Origin of the sequence: Photorhabdus heterorhabditis (assembly GCF_001280945.1) — a bacterium.
GTDB lineage: Bacteria > Pseudomonadota > Gammaproteobacteria > Enterobacterales > Enterobacteriaceae > Photorhabdus > Photorhabdus heterorhabditis.
The window spans coordinates 1-19,699 of the sequence record NZ_LJCS01000070.1; the positions used below are offsets into that span (position 1 = coordinate 1).

19 protein-coding genes and 7 pseudogenes are annotated in these 19,699 nt (G+C 48.5%); 16 read left to right on the top strand and 10 right to left on the bottom strand.

All coding sequences use genetic code 11. From position 1 onward, the window contains the following. Positions 1–154: 154 nt before the first annotated feature. Genes AM629_RS17940 through AM629_RS17950 form a run of 3 tightly spaced genes read right to left on the bottom strand, consistent with a single transcriptional unit; the run spans position 155 to position 2,621 of the window. Entirely contained in the window at positions 155–589 is a 435-nt protein-coding gene (locus AM629_RS17940; RefSeq protein WP_054480723.1) for a regulatory protein RecX, read from the bottom strand. After that, positions 586–1,980 carry a DUF6880 family protein gene (locus AM629_RS17945; RefSeq protein WP_054480725.1) on the bottom strand — a complete coding sequence of 465 codons (1,395 nt, stop codon included), beginning with the start codon at positions 1,978–1,980 and terminating at the stop codon, positions 586–588. The genes AM629_RS17940 and AM629_RS17945 overlap by 4 nt, the downstream gene beginning before the upstream one ends. 59 nt (positions 1,981–2,039) lie before the next feature. Continuing rightward, positions 2,040–2,621: a recombinase family protein gene (locus tag AM629_RS17950; protein WP_054480726.1), complete on the bottom strand. Its 582-nt coding sequence runs from the start codon at positions 2,619–2,621 to the stop codon at positions 2,040–2,042. A 211-nt stretch (positions 2,622–2,832) separates the two neighbouring features. Here AM629_RS17950 and AM629_RS25335 point away from each other — a divergent pair. Further along, positions 2,833–2,916: pseudogene (locus AM629_RS25335) on the top strand (IS200/IS605 family transposase); the annotation flags it as partial. A gap of 128 nt (positions 2,917–3,044) precedes the next feature. On the opposite strand, the gene AM629_RS24020 reads toward AM629_RS25335, so the two are convergent. Then, positions 3,045–3,242, bottom strand: coding sequence for a hypothetical protein (locus tag AM629_RS24020; RefSeq protein ID WP_161804246.1), 198 nt, complete (start codon positions 3,240–3,242; stop codon positions 3,045–3,047). Between the two features lie 523 nt (positions 3,243–3,765). Next, positions 3,766–4,017 carry a hypothetical protein gene (locus AM629_RS23075; RefSeq protein WP_054480730.1) on the bottom strand — a complete coding sequence of 84 codons (252 nt, stop codon included), beginning with the start codon at positions 4,015–4,017 and terminating at the stop codon, positions 3,766–3,768. Positions 4,018–4,093: 76 nt separating this feature from the next. On the opposite strand from AM629_RS23075, the gene AM629_RS17965 reads away from it, so the two are divergent. The 8 genes from AM629_RS17965 (at position 4,094) to AM629_RS17995 (ending at position 10,842) form a co-directional block, all read left to right on the top strand. Then, complete coding sequence (locus AM629_RS17965) at positions 4,094–4,690, top strand: fimbrial protein (RefSeq protein WP_054480732.1); 597 nt, start codon at positions 4,094–4,096, stop codon at positions 4,688–4,690. Between the two features lie 76 nt (positions 4,691–4,766). Next, on the top strand, positions 4,767–5,462 hold the full coding sequence (locus tag AM629_RS17970; protein ID WP_054480734.1) for a fimbria/pilus periplasmic chaperone: 696 nt from the start codon (positions 4,767–4,769) through the stop codon (positions 5,460–5,462). After that, the gene (locus tag AM629_RS24745; protein WP_235525517.1) at positions 5,446–5,631 is read left to right on the top strand and encodes a hypothetical protein; all 186 of its coding nucleotides are present in this window, start codon (positions 5,446–5,448) and stop codon (positions 5,629–5,631) included. The genes AM629_RS17970 and AM629_RS24745 overlap by 17 nt, the downstream gene beginning before the upstream one ends. Next, entirely contained in the window at positions 5,594–8,146 is a 2,553-nt protein-coding gene (locus AM629_RS17975; RefSeq protein WP_235525519.1) for a fimbrial biogenesis usher protein, read from the top strand. Before AM629_RS24745 ends, AM629_RS17975 begins: the two co-directional genes overlap by 38 nt. Before the next feature lie 26 nt (positions 8,147–8,172). After that, entirely contained in the window at positions 8,173–8,703 is a 531-nt protein-coding gene (locus tag AM629_RS17980; protein ID WP_054480739.1) for a fimbrial protein, read from the top strand. Positions 8,704–8,741: 38 nt separating this feature from the next. After that, positions 8,742–9,272, top strand: coding sequence for a fimbrial protein (locus AM629_RS17985; RefSeq protein ID WP_054480741.1), 531 nt, complete (start codon positions 8,742–8,744; stop codon positions 9,270–9,272). Between the two features lie 7 nt (positions 9,273–9,279). After that, positions 9,280–10,050, top strand: coding sequence for a hypothetical protein (locus tag AM629_RS17990; protein ID WP_152912027.1), 771 nt, complete (start codon positions 9,280–9,282; stop codon positions 10,048–10,050). A 243-nt stretch (positions 10,051–10,293) separates the two neighbouring features. After that, on the top strand, positions 10,294–10,842 hold the full coding sequence (locus AM629_RS17995; protein WP_054480744.1) for a fimbrial protein: 549 nt from the start codon (positions 10,294–10,296) through the stop codon (positions 10,840–10,842). Between the two features lie 85 nt (positions 10,843–10,927). Here AM629_RS17995 and AM629_RS22545 read toward each other — a convergent pair. After that, positions 10,928–11,403, bottom strand: a pseudogene (locus tag AM629_RS22545) (IS1 family transposase); the annotation flags it as partial. A 36-nt stretch (positions 11,404–11,439) separates the two neighbouring features. Further along, a pseudogene (locus AM629_RS18000) lies at positions 11,440–12,258 on the bottom strand (transposase). 30 nt (positions 12,259–12,288) lie between these two features. On the opposite strand from AM629_RS18000, the gene AM629_RS23625 reads away from it, so the two are divergent. Continuing rightward, on the top strand, positions 12,289–12,468 hold the full coding sequence (locus AM629_RS23625) for a hypothetical protein (protein ID WP_152912028.1): 180 nt from the start codon (positions 12,289–12,291) through the stop codon (positions 12,466–12,468). 35 nt (positions 12,469–12,503) lie between these two features. On the opposite strand, the gene AM629_RS18010 is transcribed toward AM629_RS23625, so the two are convergent. Beyond that, complete coding sequence (locus tag AM629_RS18010; protein WP_054480746.1) at positions 12,504–13,109, bottom strand: cyclic nucleotide-binding domain-containing protein; 606 nt, start codon at positions 13,107–13,109, stop codon at positions 12,504–12,506. 751 nt (positions 13,110–13,860) lie between these two features. Here AM629_RS18010 and AM629_RS18015 point away from each other — a divergent pair. The 6 genes and pseudogenes from AM629_RS18015 to AM629_RS22550 all read left to right on the top strand — a co-directional run. Beyond that, a complete protein-coding gene (locus tag AM629_RS18015) occupies positions 13,861–14,211 on the top strand; it encodes a hypothetical protein (RefSeq protein WP_054480748.1) in 351 nt (116 codons plus the stop codon). A gap of 419 nt (positions 14,212–14,630) precedes the next feature. Further along, the gene (locus AM629_RS18020; protein ID WP_054480750.1) at positions 14,631–14,969 is read left to right on the top strand and encodes a DMT family transporter; all 339 of its coding nucleotides are present in this window, start codon (positions 14,631–14,633) and stop codon (positions 14,967–14,969) included. Between the two features lie 289 nt (positions 14,970–15,258). After that, positions 15,259–15,354 (top strand): annotated as a pseudogene (locus AM629_RS25340) (winged helix-turn-helix domain-containing protein); the annotation flags it as partial. A gap of 6 nt (positions 15,355–15,360) precedes the next feature. Beyond that, on the top strand, positions 15,361–15,900 hold the full coding sequence (locus AM629_RS18025; RefSeq protein WP_235525521.1) for a hypothetical protein: 540 nt from the start codon (positions 15,361–15,363) through the stop codon (positions 15,898–15,900). After that, complete coding sequence (locus AM629_RS18030; RefSeq protein WP_054480754.1) at positions 15,893–16,387, top strand: FidL-like protein; 495 nt, start codon at positions 15,893–15,895, stop codon at positions 16,385–16,387. The genes AM629_RS18025 and AM629_RS18030 overlap by 8 nt, the downstream gene beginning before the upstream one ends. Positions 16,388–16,412: 25 nt before the next feature. After that, positions 16,413–16,577 (top strand): annotated as a pseudogene (locus AM629_RS22550) (helix-turn-helix domain-containing protein); the annotation flags it as partial. 130 nt (positions 16,578–16,707) lie between these two features. On the opposite strand, the pseudogene AM629_RS18035 reads toward AM629_RS22550, so the two are convergent. Further along, a pseudogene (locus AM629_RS18035) lies at positions 16,708–18,919 on the bottom strand (Tn3 family transposase); the annotation flags it as partial. 267 nt (positions 18,920–19,186) lie between these two features. Further along, positions 19,187–19,588: pseudogene (locus AM629_RS25390) on the bottom strand (DUF4158 domain-containing protein); the annotation flags it as partial. Positions 19,589–19,699 lie beyond the last annotated feature (111 nt).

Below are 19,699 nucleotides of genomic sequence, written 5' to 3' on the forward strand. Positions count from 1 at the left end.
ACAAAGTGCCCGTCGGGGCGAGTTGGAATGCACTTTAACAAAGCGGGGAAAAACGGCAGAAAAAAAGCTGCTAAATCAGGGGGAAAAGTCCGCCCAGCGATATGATGACACCAGTATCCGCCAGACGTCTTGGATGGGGCTCTGACAACCATGATCAGCTTAACGCCTCAAATATCATGTCCATCGAAAACCCCTTGTACTGGAGGTAGCGAATCTGTTTGTTTTTTTCTTTGGCTTCTGATACCACCGCATCACCAAATTTACTGACTTTCAGGTCCCTTGCCATGGCATACCAGTCCACATCCACTTTCTCCAGCATCTGCTCGACCAACTCCTGAGAAAAACCTTTTTGCCTGATCTCCTGTTTGATTCTGGCCGGGCCATGTTTTTTTCGAACATGTTTATCAATCAGGTGCGTTATCAGGCGGTTATCATCCAGATAACCACACTCACCCAGTCTCGACAACGCCCTGTCGATATTCTCTCTGTTTTCCGTCATCTTACTCAGAGCCCGTGTCAACTCACCGGATGCGTAATCCCGCCTTGCCAGCAGTGACACCGCGTGGTCATACAGTTCCTGTGATGTCATGAGGCATCTCTGCTGTAGCGTAGGCCGTCCTTTCCTACGGATAATCCTTTGATTTTATCTGTCATCAGTGGCCAGAGTGCGGTTTTACGTTTATGTTGTTCGTAGAGAGTTCTGAGGTAGCCCTCTGTTTCCGGAAGCTGAGGGCAATCCTCCAGACCTTCGCCATAATCGATGGCTTTTTTCATGTCTGAAGCGGCATAGCTGTAATACTTGCTTTTTGATTGCTGAATGTTGTCCTCCACCAAAAAGCGGCGCAAAAGGGTCGCCGTATGCGCATAGCCGTGTTTATGCAGGGTACTGGATAATGTCCGTAAATATGAATGGGTGATATAAGCCAGCGAGTCGGCGAGGTTGTTTTTTGGCGTGCCCATAATGCAGGCGTCGATTAAGTCATACCGTTCAATGTCTGATGCAAAACAGACATATGGCGCTAATCCTGTATCTTTTGCTATTTTCAGGAATGCCGGGCTGTGATCGACATCTTTTTCAGCAGCTTTTGTGTACAGATGATAAAAACGGGTATCACCTTGAAAGGTGAATGCTGTAATACAGTGGGCTTTGGCCTCTTCTTTTCTCCCTTCCTCAATCAGGGCCTGAATGAATAGTTCATTCCATATGATATTATCTGTGATATCCTCATCGTCATTCCGCTGACTTTTTAATACGGCGAGTGCATCATCGGACCGCAGTTCTTCCATAAGTAATCTGGCATAATCAAAATAATGGGTGGAATGGCAAAACTCATCGTTTTTAAACGCCATCGTCAGAAAATCCAGGTCTTTCATTATCATGCTGAGACCCAAAGCTTCCCGGTGGAGTTTTTTTTGATAATACATGTCACGAATTATACGTAAAATATCCGTACCGAGTAAGGCGCGGTATTTTTTAAAGATTTCAATCCCAAAATAAAATTCTCTTTCAACAACGGTGAATATTTTTTTAGCAATGAATGCAGGATCGTTGTTTTTTTGCGCTCCCAGTGATTTCATCCACGCATCCAACAAAATGGTGTAGTAGTCCATCCAACTTCCGCTGGAGGTGTCCACGTTACCGGTGAATTTTTCGAACTCAAGCATCATTTTTACGCTCAGACTTTCCACCTGCTCGGGGAGCGCGTGGGCGATACCCACAAGGGGGGTCGCTATACTGCGTGTCAGCTCGTCAAAAAAGGCATCGGCATCATAGTAATCATAAAAACGTTTGCTTTTGGCGCGTCGGACATACTCCTTCTCGACGGCTTTGAGTACCTCCGCTGCCGATAACAGATACCCGTTCACCAGTGCGTTCCTGGCCTGTTTATTATCCTGTATCAGGTCATGAATGATATTGAGTAGCACGTCATGACCCATCTCTGAAAGCTGTGCGGTTTGTTTTTTTGTTAACGATACCATGAAACTCCTCGTGGGGCAGGCTGTATGAAACACCAGGGCGAATTATTTGCCCCTTCAGGTTATAAAATCATCCCGGCCTTTATTCTGTGAATGGTTTGCCGAGTTGTACTGAACTGACGGGCAACAGCACTGATGCTGTCTCCAGCTTTCAGACGAATGATCACCGCCTGCTGCTGTTCCTCATTTAATGCAGGTGGACGCCCGAAGCGTTTTCCTGCCGCTTTTGCTCTGGCAATACCAGAATGAGTGCGTTCAAGAAGCAAATCACGTTCGAACTCAGCCACCGCCGAAATGACCTGCATGGTCATTTTCCCTGCCGGGCTGGTAAGATCAACTCCGCCCAGCGCCAGGCAGTGAACCTGAATATCTGACTTTGCCAGCAGCTCTACTTTCTTTCGTACGTCCATCGCATTGCGCCCCAGACGGTCAAGTTTGGTGACAATCAGTACGTCGCCATTTTCCATACGATCAAGCAACCGGGCAAAACCGGGACGTTCGCTGGCGGCCACCGAACCGCTGATTTGCTCCTCAATCAGTCGCTGGGGTCTGATGGCAAAACCAGCCGCCTCAATTTCCCTGCGCTGATTTTCGGTGGTCTGTTCGAGAGTGGAGACCCGGCAGTAGGCAAAAACTCGTGACATAGTGAAAATTCCTGTACGTAATGGATGTCCGAATTATATGCATGTACGAAATAAATTATACTTACTTTCGTACATCTTTTGCAGAGGGTGTACGAAACCGCTCGTTTCGTACACAGAAACGTTGTAGCCCCGCAATCCGAGGGGGTACTTACAACTGCTTGGTTAAAAAACAGTCTTAGCGTAGATTATTTTCCTTTTTCCAAGCGGACCCCTGGATGAGGCCACGGTCAGGGCTTACATACGCAATCAAGAACGAGAAGACGAACGGTACGATCAGATGAAACTAAGCGTATAGCAGCCGTCTTGGGCGGCTCATGGTTTATCAGCGCCTTTGAGGCGCTCACCCTAAAGCCCCCGGCTTTGCCGGAGGATACTTACTTTGGTTTTTACACTTTCGTTTACATTCATCAGAATCCCACCTCACTAATAGTCCCACCCCGAAACCATCACGCACTGGCCTACTTGACTGTCACGCAGGGAGATTTTCCCTGCCATCATCATTGCCTTTCTGATAATAAGTGTACTGGTCAAGTTAAACAGGACACTTTTTTCTCTGTTCACGAATATTCCGTGGGGAATATCCTGAACGCCACTTGAACCTTTATTTCTGCTGTGTTTCACGATCCGCCATGATGACAGCACGGATAGAAAAAGCATCAGCAGATCGTTTTTCCCTGCACTTCGCAGATATATTTACAAATATTCTGAGTGCTCTGGTATGAATACGGGGATCCATCACCGGTTGTCAACACAGGGCTTCCAGGCCCACAAAAAACACGGCGTTATAAAATAACGGCTAATCCAGGATATTCCACCACGACCATTAACATCCTGCCATAATATTAAACATCCACGCCCAAATGAGACCCGTTTTTTTATGATACACACCGGTAACAATTCAGCAGTAACACGCGTCTTCATCAGGCAATCATGCATAACAATAACTTACAGTGCCGACGTAATTACATCTAAATCAAGCGGATATTTGTAAGTAACCCCCCCTTAACGATCGTTTTAAACGATCGTTAACCTATATACCGATAGGTGATGGCAATCATTTTATTGATATTGATCGGGGTTGACGATGAAACAACCAAAACCCAGAATACTCCTCGTCAGTTAATACACGGATGAAGTCATGAAATTAAGCCGAGAATATATTACAGAGATAATCCAGTTTTACGGATTCAGTGAGTGCGGGCAGATATTGTCTTTCCTCACTTACGTCTGTGAAGAATTCCCTGACGATGTCGATCTTTCGTGGATTTACCGGAAGATAAACCAGTGCCTCAGGAATAACAGTAACGGTGGCGACTATTTCTATGCGCTGGAAAGAGTCAGGGCAGTCATTGAAACCGAATTTCCGGACCGGCCATAACTTCGATATTTCAGTCATTACTGACGCCATGTTTGTTGCAGTGTCCGGGAAGGACGGGACACTGATTTTTATCTTAACTTAAGGAATCAATACCATGAAAAAACTGGCTATCGCGGCATTAATGCCAACCCTGTTTGTGACCGCGTTTTCCGGACACGCTGCAGCCCCGGCCATTACCGTTGACGGCGGGAAAATCAATTTTGAGGGTGCTGTGGTTGCTGCCCCCTGTGCGGTTGATAACACCACTGACGGGCAGACCGTTATCCTGGGTCAGGTCCCGGCCAGCCGCCTGGCTGCCAAAGGCGATACCAGCTCCGCTGTTCCGTTCACCATTGGTCTGACCGGATGCGATTTGACTGTCGCCAATCCGGCTAAACCGGATGAAACCGTCAGTTACACCAGTGCCTCCATCACCTTTAACGGCGCTACGACCGGGGATGACTCCACGCTTGCCATTCAGCCTGCATCAAACGGCGCCGGGGACACCACCTCCGCAGCACAGAACGTGGGTATCCAGATTTATCAGAATAATAAGGCGGTAAAAGTGGACGGCAGTACCGCCACAGCCGCCCAGAAAATTCTGAGCGGTAATAACCAGATCCCGTTCAGCGCCGCCTACGTGGCCACCGCCGATGGCGCGGTCCCCGGCTCCGCTAATTCCACCGTTAACTTCCAGATCAGCTACGAGTAAGTAACGGTTTCACCCTGACAGTGCGGTGATTTTCACCGCGCTGTCAGCTTCATCCTCATTATGTAAGGAATTTCCCATGCTTCCATCCCGAAAACTTCTGCGCGCTGTGCTGCTTTCTGCCGTCAGCCTCGCTCCGTCCCTGGCGAATGCCGGCGGCATAACTATCGGTGGCACCCGTGTGGTGTTCCCGGCCGGACAAAAGCAGGTCAGCATGTCCGTGCGCAATACGGCAGAGAAGGCAAGCTTCATGGTCCAGTCATGGGTTGAGCAGCCGGACGGTAAAAAAAGTCAGGATTTTGTCGTTACTCCGCCTGTGTATGTCAGCGGTCCGGGTAATGAGAATACCCTCCGCATTATGTACGTCGGCCAGCCCACCCGTACGGACCAGGAAACGCTCTACTTCTTTAACACCAAAGCCATCCCGGCCATGGACAAAAAGGATATTGAGGGAAAAAACATCCTCATGCTCGCGGCAACCACCCGTATAAAACTGTTTGTTCGTCCGGCCGGCCTTCAGCCTGCGGTGGAAAAAGTCCCCGGGATGCTGACCTTCCACCGCGCCGGCTCACAGCTGCGCATCGACAATCCGACGCCATACCACGTTACCCTGGCCAGCATGAAATCCGGTGGACAGGCACTGCCTGACATCATGGTCAACCCGCGAAGCAGTCTGTCACTGCCACTCCCTTCGGGGGCGGGAAGCACCGTAACTTACCGGACCATCAATGATTTCGGGGCAGCCACGCCGGAAATCCGTGCAGACATCAGGTAATCACTTCCCGAATGAGCACCAGCAACAGGAGTCAGGAGCCAGTCATGCAGCAACGATGTCCGATGAGAAGCAGCCATCATGGACAGAATCAGCCCGGACCACTGCGCGCTGTTTCCGTTGTGGCTTTCCTGGTGTCGCTGGCGCTGTTCCCGTCTGGCGCACGGGCTGAGCTCTACTTTGCTCCGGAGCTGATTTCAGCCGATCCGTCCATGGTGGCAGACATGACCCGCCTGCAGAAGGCTGGTGCCCAGCTGCCGGGTAACTATCAGGTCGATATCTTTATCAACGGCACCCAGGCTGCCAGCCGCAATGTGCTTTTTAAGGATGCGCCTGCCGGAACGGGAAAAAATGAAGTGCATGACAGCACCGGCCTGATGGCTTGTCTGACACGCGATGACCTTGATGAACTGGGCGTAAATATCCGTCAGCTCCCTGCCGGCGCGGATGAACCTCAGAACGCCTGCGTTTCGCCGGGCAAATACATACCGGAAGCCTTTACGTCCTTTGATTTCCAGCGTATGCGGCTTGATGTGAGCGTGCCACAGGCCGCCATGCGTAACAGTGCAAGAGGGTACATTCCCCCTGAACGCTGGGATGAGGGTATTAACGCCGCGCTGCTTAATTACAGCTACAGCGGCAGCCAGAGCCACGGGCGGTACGGTGACAGCCGGAGCAGTTATCTTAATCTTAATGGTGGGTTCAATATTGGTCCCTGGCGTTTACGGGATCACCGGACCTGGAACGAATACCGCAGTGATTATTACACCTGGCGCCGCTGGCAGCACGTGAACACTTATGCCCAGCGGGCCATCATTCCCCTGCGCAGCAGCCTGACCGTGGGTGACGGGACGTCTGACGGCGACATTTTTGACTCGCTAAGCTTCCGGGGGGTGCAGATGGCCACGGATGACAGCATGTACCCGGACAGCCTGCGCGGTTTTGCTCCCGTTATCCAGGGGGTGGCCAGCACCAATGCCCGGGTCAGTATCCGCCAGAATGGCTACACGGTGTATGAAACCTTCGTTTCTCCGGGCGCCTTTTCGATTGACGACCTGTACCCGGTGTATTCCAGCGGTGACCTGAATGTGACCGTGACCGAAGCGGACGGCAGTATCCGGATGTTTACGGTACCGTACTCCTCCGTACCCGTACTGCAGCGTGAGGGCCGGATGAAGTACAGCCTGACCGCAGGCCGCTATCGTGCGTCAGGGGACAGCTACAGCAGCCCTGAGTTTATTCAGGGAACGCTTGTCCGGGGGTTCCCGCACAACATTACCGGCTACGGCGGCGTCCAGTATTCAGACAACTATCTGGCCGGTCTGCTAGGGATAGGCCTGAATCTGGGTTCACTGGGGGCCATTTCCGCCGATGTTACCCAGGCCAGCAGTACGCTTGCTGACGGCAGTACGCACCAGGGGCAGTCCCTGCGTTTTCTGTACGCACGTTCCCTGAACTCACTGGGTACCACCTTCCAGCTGACCGGTTACCGATATTCCACGGAGGGGTTTCACTCGCTGGATGAAACCGCACTCAAAGGAATGAAAGGCTGGCGCTATGAAACCGATACGGTTGATGCCGACGGAAAACCGGTTAAGCGCCCGTACACCGACTACTACAACCTCTATAACAACAAGCGGGCCAGAGTTCAGGCCAGCGTGTCCCAGCGGGCGGGTAACCTGGGATCGCTGTATTTGTCAGGTATCAGGCAGAGCTACTGGAACACACCGGGCTACAGCGACTCCCTGCAGGCGGGGTTTAACGGTGCTGCGGGCCAGGTTAACTATAGTCTGACCTACAGCTACAGCAGACAGATCGGGCAGTCCGGTACCGATAAATCCGTTTTCCTGTCACTGTCCATGCCACTGGATGCACTGTTCAGCACGGGCCGGAATAACAACCGTTCCGTGTATGCCACGTACAGCACCGGCCGGAACCGGGACGGTGAAATATCGCATCAGGCCGGTCTGAGCGGCACGGCGCTGGAGGCGGGCAATCTCAGCTGGGGCGTCTCCCAGGGGCAGGGGCTGACACGCCGTGAGGGAAACAGCGGCAACCTGAACGCCAGCTACCGTGGCGGATATGGCAGCAGCAGTGCGGGATACAGCTACAGTGACAGCTACCGTCAGGTCAGCTACGGAGTCAGCGGGGGCGCGCTCCTGCACGCCGAAGGGCTGACCCTGGGGCAGTCGCTCGGGGAAACCAGCGTGCTGGTTGCCGCGCCCGGAGCCGGTGACGTCCGTCTGGAGAACGAAACCGGGGTCCGCACAGACTGGCGCGGATACACCCTCAAACCTTATGCCTCGGCATATCGCGAAAACCGCGTTGCCCTGGACACCGCCACCCTGGGGGATGACACCGACGTGGACTCTGCCGTCACGCAGGTGGTACCGACCCGCGGGGCCATCGTGAAGGCTGGTTTTAAGGGGTACACGGGGAACCGGGTCCTGATGACCTTGACCCGCCGCGGCAGGCCGCTCCCGTTTGGCACGCTGGTCACTGCCGGTGAGCGAAGCGGTATTGTCGGGGATGACGGGCAGGTTTACCTGTCAGGCATGGCGGCGGAAGGCTCCGCAAACGCAGAATGGGGGACCGGAGCTGACCAGCAATGTAACGTTACGTACCGGCTGCCGGCAGATGCTGCCAGCCAGCCGATCGTGAGAATTAACGCAGAATGCCGCGCGTAAGCGGTTATACCGTAAGGACTTAAAGAATGAAAAGCGTAACCAGAGCAACACTTATGTTCATGATGGCAACAGGTGCCGTGCAGGCAGCCAGTGACACGGCCACCATTACCGTCACAGGAAAGGTGCTGACCAATACCTGCACCATCGACAGCAGCTCGGCAGAACAGAACATCACGCTGGATGATATATCAGACCGTGATATTAGCAAAGGGACCGCTGGCGGGACAAAAGAGGTTGTTATTGTGCTGAAAAATTGTGAGGCAGGTGCCTCCAGCGTGGTGGTCAGTGCATCCGGCGCGACGGATGCCGACGATGCATCAGCCTTTGCCAACGTCAAAGCACAGGCAGAAGGAGGTGCAACAGGCGTGGGGGTGTATTTTTACCAGACGAACGGCACCACAAAATTCGTGCCGTCGGGCACGGTGACCCAGACCAGCAAACTGACGCCCTCGCAGGATAACACCCTGACCTATAAGGCATCTTACGTCGGGACGAAGGATACCGTGACCGCCGGTGCTTTCAGTACGGTGGTAAACATGACCTTTGATTATCAGTAAATACACAAACGGAAGAGATAAAAGACGGGGCGCTCAGGATGGCATCATTAATCAGTAAATATTTTTCTGCAGTACTGCTGGTCTGCTCAGGTCTGGCACAGGCCGCCAGCGACGGTACCTCCCTCATCGTTAACGGTAAGGTGCTGGCCAATACCTGCACCCTCAGCAGCGGTTCAAAAGAGCAACTTATTACCCTCAGTGATATTGCTGACCGGGATATTAAAGGGAAAGGGACCACCGGCGGCGAAAAGGAGGTCAACATGGTGCTCAGGGACTGCGGTGCGGCAGCCACTGAGATGAAGGTCACGGCCTGGGGCGACGCGGATAGTGATGATACCTCGGCCTTCAGAAATGCGGAGGGCGAAGGCGCCACGGGCGTCGGGCTCTACTTTTATCAGACAGACGGTAAGACGAAATTTAATCCTGACGGACTGGTAACAGAGAAAAGCACGCTGACACCGTCGGCAAATAATACCCTGATTTATAAAGCCGCTTACGTCGGAACAGGGGATGCGGTGGTCGCCGGGAAATTCAGCACCGTCGTGAATATGAGCTTTGAGTATCAGTGAGATATGTATGAAAAGGCCGAATATAATGGCATTAATAATTCTGTGTTTGTTAAGTCCTGCGGTGACTGCCGTTGGTTATACTGGCGAAATTGGTGCTGATGGTGTCTGGAGCTCAGAACCACTATTTCTTTATAACACATTCAGCATTGATTATGTATCAGTGACGCCTCCGGCATGTTTTAAACCGAATGGCACATATACCATGTGGCACGCGCCGGGTGGTTATCAACCAGTCGTTCTTAAGGAGGGCATCCCTTTTAATAGTGGTTATGATGATGGAACTTATGGTTATATTTTTGCAGTAACGTTTAATGGTGAAAATAATTGCGGCCAGGAATCGAGTATGAGCCTTAGTTTTGGGAGCCCCACCGGTGGGACAACAAGGAATATCACTATTAAGGCGAACCCTAACGCACGATTCTGCACAGTTGATGTTCAGCCCACTTTGGTGGATTTTTCTGTACTGAGCCCGCGAAGTTCAGACTGGGCAGGTGTTATAAAAACCATTAATATAACTCCAGAATGCAGTGGAACAGAAGCGTATACATTAGCTATTTCAGGAAAGAACGACGGTAAATATCTCGCAACAGACGGAAATTTGTCATTTTTGTTGTCTGATAGTGGAAAGGATATTGACATGAGCAACGGAAGTGCGCAGTTGAAGAGTAATGTAAAGGAGGGTAGCAAAACGATAACAATAAGCCCCCGTTCTTCTAAGGCAACAGTTGAGCCAGGAGAATACAAAGCCGTTATGAATCTAATTATAAGCCCAATTTGACCTTACCCTGAATGGGGTTTGTCACATTAACTCCAGCAGGTCCGGAAAAATGGGGCGGGAAGCTGATGGGTTTTCTACTTCTTCCTGTGAAGTCTGTAATTCATAACATTAAACATACATTCGGAACTGATTTATTTTTGAGGTGTATGAGGTGTATAGGAAAATACCATTGATAATGGAGACCCTAAACCATGTATTACAATTCGTGTTGTTCGCAATTTAAATCTGGAGTGATGAGAGACCATGCGTATATTGAAAAATAGAATATTGTTAACTGTTTTAATGGGAGTGGTTACCATGATTGTTAGCAGTCCTTTACTCGCTGCAATTGACAAAGCACAAATCACCATAAATGGAGCGGTTAAGAGCAATACCTGTGTGCTGGAGAACAGTTCACCTTCATTCGAATTACCTACTGTTTCAGTTAGTGATTTTAAGACGGGTGGTAGAGTAGGCTCCTCGGATGTATTTTTAAATCTGAAGGATTGTGGTTCTGGTGCCAGCAAGGTTATGCTCACCGCATCAGGCCCTGCGTCAGAGAATAACGAACCGATAATATTCGGCAATGTATCAACAATAACCCCTGTTGCAACCGGTTTAGGGCTTGTAATGTTTAAAAGTAATGGTTCCACTTCTGTGTTTCGCTATGATGGCAAAGTAACAGATGAAGTCACGCTTACCCCCGGAGTCGACATGATGCTGAAATTTAATGTCAGATATGCTACTACAAGCGATACTGTAACGGCGGGAAGTTTTAGTACTATCATTAACATGAAGCTAGATTACTTATAAAGAACCGTAAGCAGATATAGTGGCACTGTTGCAAATAGCCTGTGGTGGTAGACTTATTGTTCCCTTTTGCGGTCATGACGCAGATTTAGTGGTAGTGATGAATTGTCAGATACCAGCCGATGATCTTATCGTGCATAGCCGCTGACTTTGAGAAGCAGATAGTCCTGCGGGCAAGCCGCTTAAGGTGGGTTCGCAGGTTAAGATTATGTCGCTCTATCCGCTGGGTGTATTTTTTGCTGATAACATGACTGGTTGAAGCCAGTAAAGTCCGGTACACAGGCCAGGCGTCAGTCATGTAAAAAGCGATGTTAAACTGGCTCAGTAAAGCCAGAAGTCGCCGTAAAGTCAGGGCATTGCGTGGCCCGAATACATGGGCCAGGACACACTTCCGGATGCGGTCGTAAGCGTAGAATAACCAGCGTGGATTGCCCTTAGACCGCACGTAAGACCACTGTTCATCGGCTTCATAGCAGATGACGACCTCTGCGCCTGGCTCAACGTTTTGTGCTACCTGGTACGGTGCAAGTTTTTTAGATGACGCAGAACGGTATTGAGGCTTATTTTCTTTTGCCCGCTAAATAGGTGTTCCTAATACCGCTACACTTTTGCCAGTCCGTGCCTGCCTCCGGGGAATGGGCTGACGGTCTCCATAAAGTGGCGAACTTTTTTCAACAGTTGCCACATTGAGCGGCACTGGTGATTTCGGGTAATGGTGTCATGCAGTGCCTGCCACAGACGTTCAACATGATTCACCCACGGCGAATAAACCGGCTGATAAATGACCCTAAACTTCGGATTTTCCTTCAGCCAGCGCTGCGTTTCCCGGCTCTTGTGGATAATGTAGTTGTCCACGATGAGTGTGATGGTTTTCGCCCGCCGGTACGTTGCCTTCAGGTGCTTTAACAGACTGATAAATAAGACTGAGCTTTTGCTGCCCGCGGACCTGCCAGTCGGCACCGATTTTCGGGTTGAGATGGATATCCACTTCATCTTCGTAAAACACCGGATGTTCCTGACTGCACTGTTCCAGCGCAGCACTGATGGCAGCCATTTTTTCATCTTTGTGCGGGTCGCGGATACGCAGTGTGGGCGCAGCCCTGCGCCACACCAGTCCTGCTGCCGGGAGCCAGCGACGTACAGTGGAGGTGTGTAACCGGCAACCTGTTATCTCATTGATTTTTATTGCCATAAGTTCTGTGCTCCAGCGTGAACGCTGATAACCAAAATCACCCGGCGTCTGTTTTATCATCTGGCGCAACAGGTTACAGATATGGTCAAACGGCCAGCGGCGCTCACGGCCCGGTGCAGCATCAGCATGGCGGTCAGCCTGCGGGCATGGTTCTTGTCACGCGTTTTATGGATAGTTGTCTGCATCAGGCGTCGTTCGGTACGGGGTATTGGTGCTATGATCGGCATCGCCCGGTCCGGTTGGTGGTTTGTTTTGATTTGGCGATTGATCAGATCGCACAATCCGGGCTGAGTTCCCTCAAAGTGATCTACTATTTCGAACAGCTATTTAGTCGGATGAACTTCCCGCCACCGACAGAACAGATGAACAGGTCAGAAAAAAATGTTCTCACGGATAAAGGCGTACCTCTGCCTGGGCATCTGACTATTCTTTGTTAGTGGAAGAATCAGGCCCGTACTTCTTTAATTTAAGGTTAGTTTTCATCAACCACGAGTCTGCCATCCTTTAAATTGATACACCCGGTTTCTTTCATTCTTTTAATAATTCTGGCCGCAGTGCTTTTTGACATAAAAGAGCTATTTGTGATGAAGAACAAAAGCGATATTTTTTTCTTGATATGACATGGATGGTACTTCCATCGATCCACTAAAGTTCGCACGTGCTCTTCATTACTCTCTTTATGGCCATTAATGAATTTCATTAGATCAGTATGATATCCAGACATCACCTTCATTGCATCCGGAAATAACCCCTGGTAGTTAACCAAACTCCAAAAGTAATTATAGTCAAGAGATTTTATTTTCCCATAGTCTATCATCTGAATAAACACAGACTGTGGTTCAAGCGATGGCATTGCCCCTATTACAAAAGGAGCTGAAATGACTTTAATTATCTTTCCTGTTTCAGATGATCGGAGAAAAAAATCCCCCTCAATGATAAAAAACACGCGTTTTGCATCATTGCTGCTAAAGTTATAAATACGTTTACCTTTAGAGAATCTGTCTACTTTCGCGGACTCTGCATAGTCATTTAGCCTCCTGATTATGTTAATATGATTTATTATAATTTTTTTAGGCATGGAGCAACCTCTTTAATAGGATTAAAGTTTAAGGCACAGATATTCCTCACCAGGATGGAAAAAAACCAATACACTTGTGATGTTCTCAGAGGCATTATCGTCTAAAACTGAGTAAGTAAATGAGTTAACGTATTACCACCACTGTCATTGCTCTTCAACAATATAGTTAAACATTGTTATCCAATATTGCTGAAAATTATTATCTGCTCTTTAATGCAGAACAGACAAAACATATGCATTAACAATTTCCTTTGCCATACAGGCATGCGATTGAATTTATACAACCCCGTCCATTTTTAGAACATATATCTCAAATGCCAGTATATTTAGGTGGTTATTCCAAATTTATATGAATTCCCGGCGTTAATGACTAAATCCATCCAGCAATACAATCCTAGACGCTCTTGCAAATGGTTTTTTCAGCGTGGCATGCCAATGAATGGCGTGTGCATCAATGTCATTAAGGAGGTATGTATAGAAATTATAATCACGGATGACGTAATTTCGGTATTTTCCGAGTGCAGCGTCTGGCTGTCTTATAGACCTTGCGAGCCTGATTTAAGCGCTCAGTAATTGAGCCATCATCTTTTCCCGGAAGATGCAAGGCAAACAATGGCAGATTTAAAACCTATACATAACAAATAATACAGTATGAAACTCTATATATGAGACCATTCCTTATATATGTGCCTAATTCATTTTATTTAATGCATAATTTGCATGAACATTTCAATCACTGGAAAAACTCTGTATGGCCATCTTATCAGTAATAAAACACTTACTTAGACAAGACTCCCAGGTTGCTTTGCCAATTCAACAAACCCTCGAAAAAAACGACCTCGCACGAATGCAACTGATGATATGTAGAAACGCCATCATCGATAGATTGCATAAGTATGGTTTCATTGAAGTTGCTGTTCTAATAGAATTTCTCAAAGCGTTTTGTGATGACGTCCCGGATCGCGCGAGCTATTTTTATATTAAAGAGAAACTTAAGGAATGCCTCGACATTCACGACAACGGAAGCGATTATTTCTACGATATGCACGGATTACTCATGGACGTAGAACATATTATTGCTATTGAAGGACCTTTATTGTGAAAGATAACGCATGCAACTGCTGTAACTAATGACTCATTCATTATCAGAAATATCGAATACTCGACCAAAAGAGTGATTTCCTGCTGTGTTATTCTATTATACCAGCTGTTCCTGAGAGAATTGTCATCCTGAATTTTCATCACTGACGGCTTCGGATCCTTCATTATCACGAAATAATGTGGCTCAATGTTTTTGACGTGAAAAGTACGATGTTTCTTTTGCAGTCGCCACGATACCGACAATCGCCCCCGGGATTTTAGTGGATGGACTGATTTCAGCGGAACAAATCACATTCAGTGCTCAAACTGAATCAGGAAGAGCCAGTTTACATCTAAAAAAAGGCAGGTTCATGTACTGATACGCATTCATGAGTTCTGGGTTAAACCTTTAGCGAAGAATAAAATTCAAGAGGTAATAAAATGACAAGAATAGCATTATTCTATTTAAGCATCTCTGTATTAATGGAGGTTGTCGCGACAACCTCACTAAAACTGTCAGACAGTTTTAGCCGATTAGTCCCCAGTGTCGTGGCAATTGCAGGATATGCCATTGCCTTTTACTGTCTGACTGTACCGATGAAAACTATACCCACAGGGGTTATTTACGCTATCTGGTCAGGAGCAGGCATTGTATTGATTGCTTTTTCTGGCTGGATATTTTCAGGACAAAAATTGGATATCCCAGCACTGACAGGTATTGGTCTCATCCTGTGCGGCGTTATCGTTATCAATCTCTTTTCAAAAAGCGTATCGGATTAGCTCAGTAGTTAGGGTGGGTTCAAATGAAACATCATCATTGTAACCTGATTAGCCGATGATCCCACTCCGTCGTTGTGGCTGGCGTTTTTATTTACTCTGTGCATTAATAACGTTCTGTAATCAAAAATACGCGCGATGGAGATTTGCTGTGCAGTACATCATAAACAGTACTATTCTTTTCGACAGCGGAGACGGCACTCTCAGACATCCAGATACTGATGACGTCGTTCAGCTTCCGCTGCCTGCTCAGCGATTACTTCAGATCTTACTGGAATCAGAATGTGAAATTCTGACACGTGATTTTCTCTTCAGAGAGGTATGGGATAAGTACGGTCTCACAGGGTCAAACAGCAATCTTAATCAGTATCTGAGCCTTCTGCGACGGAGTATGGTGGTATATGGGTGCGAAAACTTTGTCATCACCATTCCGAAGGTGGGGATAAGGCTTGATGAACATGTCAGTATCGTAAAGGAAACCGATAAAGAACCGCAGTATGAAATCGTGGCGTCGAAATCGGTTGAATCACTGCAGAAAAAAAAACCTGAAAAATACACTTTGCGCCTGCTACTGGCGGGGCTTACAGTGCTTACTCTCATTACCCTGGCAAGTACATGGATTATTAGCTCCAGAAGTACGGGGCGCGATCCAGTATTTACCTCTCACACGTTACAAACGGGGTGTGTGATCCATACAGTTAAGTCAGAAAGTGAATACTACAAAGATAAGGTGGAAGCCCAGGTATCAAAGCTGCTGAAAGAGAATAATCTTGCCTGCCGTAAAGGATCTAACGTTTACTTTGACTATTACACTTCAGACGTACCCCAGACCTATGGTCGAACCATGTTATCGGTGTGTCGGGCAGGAGCCGATGGAGTGAACAGATTATGCGACAACGTTTACTATACCAATCGGAACGAAATCAATGATTAAAAAAGCCTTTTTCGTTGTCGTAGCTGTTCTGTTACTGGTCCCCCCTGTTATTGTGAAGAAGCTTCACGATAGTATTAATAAATTTAATAATCTGCCCTTTAAATGCCAGACTTTTACAAGATATGTGCTGGATGATAATGGCAGAACCGTCTATATCAACGTCGCCCTGGATTTGAGGCTGTATTCCTCAAAAAGGGGATATTTCCTGCTTACCGGAACCGTTCAGGATAAAGAAAAAACCAGCAGACTCAGCCGAACGATCCGTCTTGAAAACGGTTACCTCACGCAAGGTAAAACGTTCGCTTATCAAATTAAAAGTATTGAAAAGCTGGATAGCGATAACAGTGATGACAGCATATTCCAGCGTCTCCTGAATGAATACAGGACAGGAAGTCGTGAGTTTCAGATTGATGTGTTCAGAATCGATAAACTGACCTGGTTAGTGGGTGGCCCTTACGCTTTTGTTAACACCTGCACACGTTACTAAATAGCTGTTCGAAATAGTAGTACCCCAACAAAAGGAATTATGTCGGATGCATGAAACAGGACAGGACTCAATCAGCGACCTTGCCGAGTTATTTTCAGTATCACGGCCTACAGTTTACCGGGTGCTTGCACGCTGTAATGCAGTGTCGCTGTACCCGGATAAATATCAGGAACAAAATACAACTAATTGATAATAAGGTGTTCTGGAATGGAAAGCATAATTACAGATAAAGCAAAGAAAACCGATGCCGCAGAGGTGGTAAGGCTCATATCACTGGCAGATAGGGGTAGTGACCGGGTAGCTGCGATAACTGCCAACTTTCAGGCAACCACGTCGATCGGTAACCTTGTTTCCATATCAAGTTCAAATATCCCGTAGGGATTTACATGAGCGTAAATCAGCGGTGTCAGTGCCCTGAAGTCTTCTGCATTCATTCGTGACAGCCATACGGGCTCATGGAGTACCTGCTGGATCATCAGCGTGTTCACATAGACCAGGCAAATCTGCAACAGATGCAGCGCCAGAACAGACAACTCCTGCTCTTCCAGACGATTTGTCGCCACCTCTCCGCCCTTACCATAAAAAATGAACGCATTTGCACTGTTCCAGTTTTCCACTACATTCAGTCCTTCATTTATCTCAATGCGAAGATCTTCGGAGCCAATATACCGGCATAAGAAAATGGTTTTTATTGCTTTCCCCAGCTCCGCCAGAGCCTTATAAGTCGGATGCTGAACGTTATTCCTGGTAAACCGGCGTAAAATGGCTTCTGGTTCTGCGGTTCCCTGTTTTAACGCTGTTGCGTATTTAATCATCTCATCGTACTGCTGAATGATGAGTTCCCAGTTAATGGCGCGGGTTAACACGGGGTCCAGATTTGGATAGTCTCCGGTTTTTTCATCACCGGTACGATAGAGTTTCTGGCTGGCGATAGCCTTAAGGCGCGGTAGCAGGTCAAAACCGAGCAAATATGAGAAAGCAAAAGCAACTTCACTCTGCCCGTGGCTGTCGACGTACTGTCGCTCGATATCCATATCAGTACAGTGGCGTAAAACACCCTCTATCATGGCGGCGACTTCAGAAGAAGAGCAACGCTTGAGCTGGGAGTAAATGCAGGTGGATTTCTTTTCCACATGCCAGTAAATCATGACGCCACGGCCACCATACCGAATATGCCATTCCGTCATCAGATTTTGATCCCAGGAGCCAAATTTTTTGGAATCCGAAGCACAGGATGTTGTCCCTTCACCCCAGACGGCAGGATTACGAACAGCAAAAATCGCCCGGGCAACCTGACCAATCGCATTACGCAACGCGGCTTTATGTACATAGCGACGCCGCACATTCAGAAGCTCTTTGTAACTTATCCCATGGCGCCCACCGCTGACTCGTTTTAAGCCGGTGTTGGTCCCCATACCGTAAAGGCAAAGCAGTAAACGTTGCTGAAGGCTTTGTCTGTCGAGGTTCTCCCGGTCTGCGACGCTTTTAAAATGATCACTGAATCCAATCCGCAGGTCCGCCTCTTTCAGCACATCAAGCAGGCTGGTCATAGGCCACCGACCTGATATCTCACGTTTCAAACCAGCCAGATTAACGGGTTCCTCTTGGGGCTCAAAGGGAGTTATAGAGATCCTGTTTTTACCCTGAGACCGAATTTTTACATTGCGATTTTTGGGCATATCGCGGTTGAGGGCTTCCAGCGCGGCATTCAAATCATCACGTAACTGTGAAACGAAGGCGGTGGCATCAGTGGTCTGACCAAGGTCACGGTAATAATTTTCACGGTTAGCATCAAAGTCCTGCGGAAGATCATCGTCGGGATTTCGGTAACGGTCGGCATCCACCACCCAGATCTCTTTACTGCGCAGGCGGTTCCTTAGTGCCTGCATAACACATATCTCGTAGTTTATCCGGTTGATTCGCTTTTCGCCCTGATGCTCTTCAATAACAATGTCATGCCACTTGGGCTGAATCACGCCCTCCACGGGAATAGAATCTTCAAGCCGTATATAACGCTGAGTACTGCTCTCATGGTCTTTAAGCCAGTCAAGGGCATCCAGTACCGGATGGTGGCGGTTGTTACCGGAACAAAAGGTCAGCGCATCCAGTATTTTGGGCAGCATACGGCGGTAGTGGTTGCTGTAGGAGGACCTGAGGATCTTATGAACCTGCTGCTGGTAAGCCGGGCCCGACGATTTAAATTCTTTCAACAGGCTTTTCAGCGTGTCCTCTCCCGCAACCGGGGTACACAACTTCTTTAACCAACCCCTCAGGATTATTCAAAACCGCTTCCGCTATCCGGAATAAAAGTGCCGTTTTGCCATGAACCTTCTGAAAATCTGCGAGCAGCGTTTTAACCAACCGTCGTTCGGAGCGTGCTGACAGGCGATGGACGATCTGAATGAACAATTCGATCAAACCGTCGATTATTTCCCTCTGCCGGCTGTACAGAAAAACGGCGTAAAGCCCGTAACGGATTGTCCAGGGATGCTGCCTCATTTCCCATGCACTTTCACTGTTCACGCGCTGCCGGTAACGTTGCAACACTTTTGTGCTGAAAGAGGCAAACATATCAACCGGCAGATGCAGTGAACGTATAAAATTGAGTTTTTCGACTTCCTTTAACACGCTTTCCAGCCCTACGCGCCCGGGGTCTGCTTTGAGGTCGCCAAAACTTACGCCATCAGCGCCATTGCTCAGTGAAGCTTCCATCAACATTTTGCTGTCAGTGGACAGACTGTCAGCGCAGCGCTGGTACAAATGGAGTTCAAACTGTTGGAAAGACGAACGTACTAGCCGTTCCAGCTCCTTATCGGCGGGACATTCGACCTGGCGTTGCTGGAACCAGCCAAATGCAGCCTCGGTGGCGTCAGCAGGATCAGAGCCATGAGGATAAAGGGTAGCAATCAGCCAGTCTGAAAACGCGTGTTTATCTGTTGCTGATACCCGGCGGATGCCCAGGAAGCTAAGAATCTCCTTGCGATGCCGTGCCCCGGTTCGCCCAGACCACTCATACTCCTGAACCCCGAAAACATCCACTTCCAGCTGTTCGGCTAAATAGTGGAGTGGCGTTTCCGGGATCTCATTGATTGCCGAAGGGAAACGTCCTGTATTCTGATAAAACTTAAGCTGAACGGCAAATGGCAGGTGGTTTCTGGCGGGCTTGGTTTTGAGCAGTCGGATTTGGGGTCTGAAGCCCAACCGTACGAAAACGCACGCTAAGTATATTTTTTAACCAATCTGGCGTTTTATTGCCTTGATAACTAGGCCGTCATAAAGGCCAATCATCCGCCTCGTCTGCCTGCTTAAGAG

Coding starts and splice junctions, on each gene's coding strand:
- AM629_RS18010 (WP_054480746.1), bottom strand. CDS start 13,109: ATGCCTAAAAAAATTATAATAAATCATATTAACATAATCAGGAGGCTA.
- AM629_RS17940 (WP_054480723.1), bottom strand. CDS start 589: ATGACATCACAGGAACTGTATGACCACGCGGTGTCACTGCTGGCAAGG.
- AM629_RS17970 (WP_054480734.1), top strand. CDS start 4,767: ATGCTTCCATCCCGAAAACTTCTGCGCGCTGTGCTGCTTTCTGCCGTC.
- AM629_RS18015 (WP_054480748.1), top strand. CDS start 13,861: ATGGCCATCTTATCAGTAATAAAACACTTACTTAGACAAGACTCCCAG.
- AM629_RS17995 (WP_054480744.1), top strand. CDS start 10,294: ATGCGTATATTGAAAAATAGAATATTGTTAACTGTTTTAATGGGAGTG.
- AM629_RS17980 (WP_054480739.1), top strand. CDS start 8,173: ATGAAAAGCGTAACCAGAGCAACACTTATGTTCATGATGGCAACAGGT.
- AM629_RS17965 (WP_054480732.1), top strand. CDS start 4,094: ATGAAAAAACTGGCTATCGCGGCATTAATGCCAACCCTGTTTGTGACC.
- AM629_RS17945 (WP_054480725.1), bottom strand. CDS start 1,980: ATGGTATCGTTAACAAAAAAACAAACCGCACAGCTTTCAGAGATGGGT.
- AM629_RS18030 (WP_054480754.1), top strand. CDS start 15,893: ATGATTAAAAAAGCCTTTTTCGTTGTCGTAGCTGTTCTGTTACTGGTC.
- AM629_RS23075 (WP_054480730.1), bottom strand. CDS start 4,017: ATGACTGAAATATCGAAGTTATGGCCGGTCCGGAAATTCGGTTTCAAT.
- AM629_RS18020 (WP_054480750.1), top strand. CDS start 14,631: ATGACAAGAATAGCATTATTCTATTTAAGCATCTCTGTATTAATGGAG.
- AM629_RS17985 (WP_054480741.1), top strand. CDS start 8,742: ATGGCATCATTAATCAGTAAATATTTTTCTGCAGTACTGCTGGTCTGC.
- AM629_RS17950 (WP_054480726.1), bottom strand. CDS start 2,621: ATGTCACGAGTTTTTGCCTACTGCCGGGTCTCCACTCTCGAACAGACC.
- AM629_RS17990 (WP_152912027.1), top strand. CDS start 9,280: ATGAAAAGGCCGAATATAATGGCATTAATAATTCTGTGTTTGTTAAGT.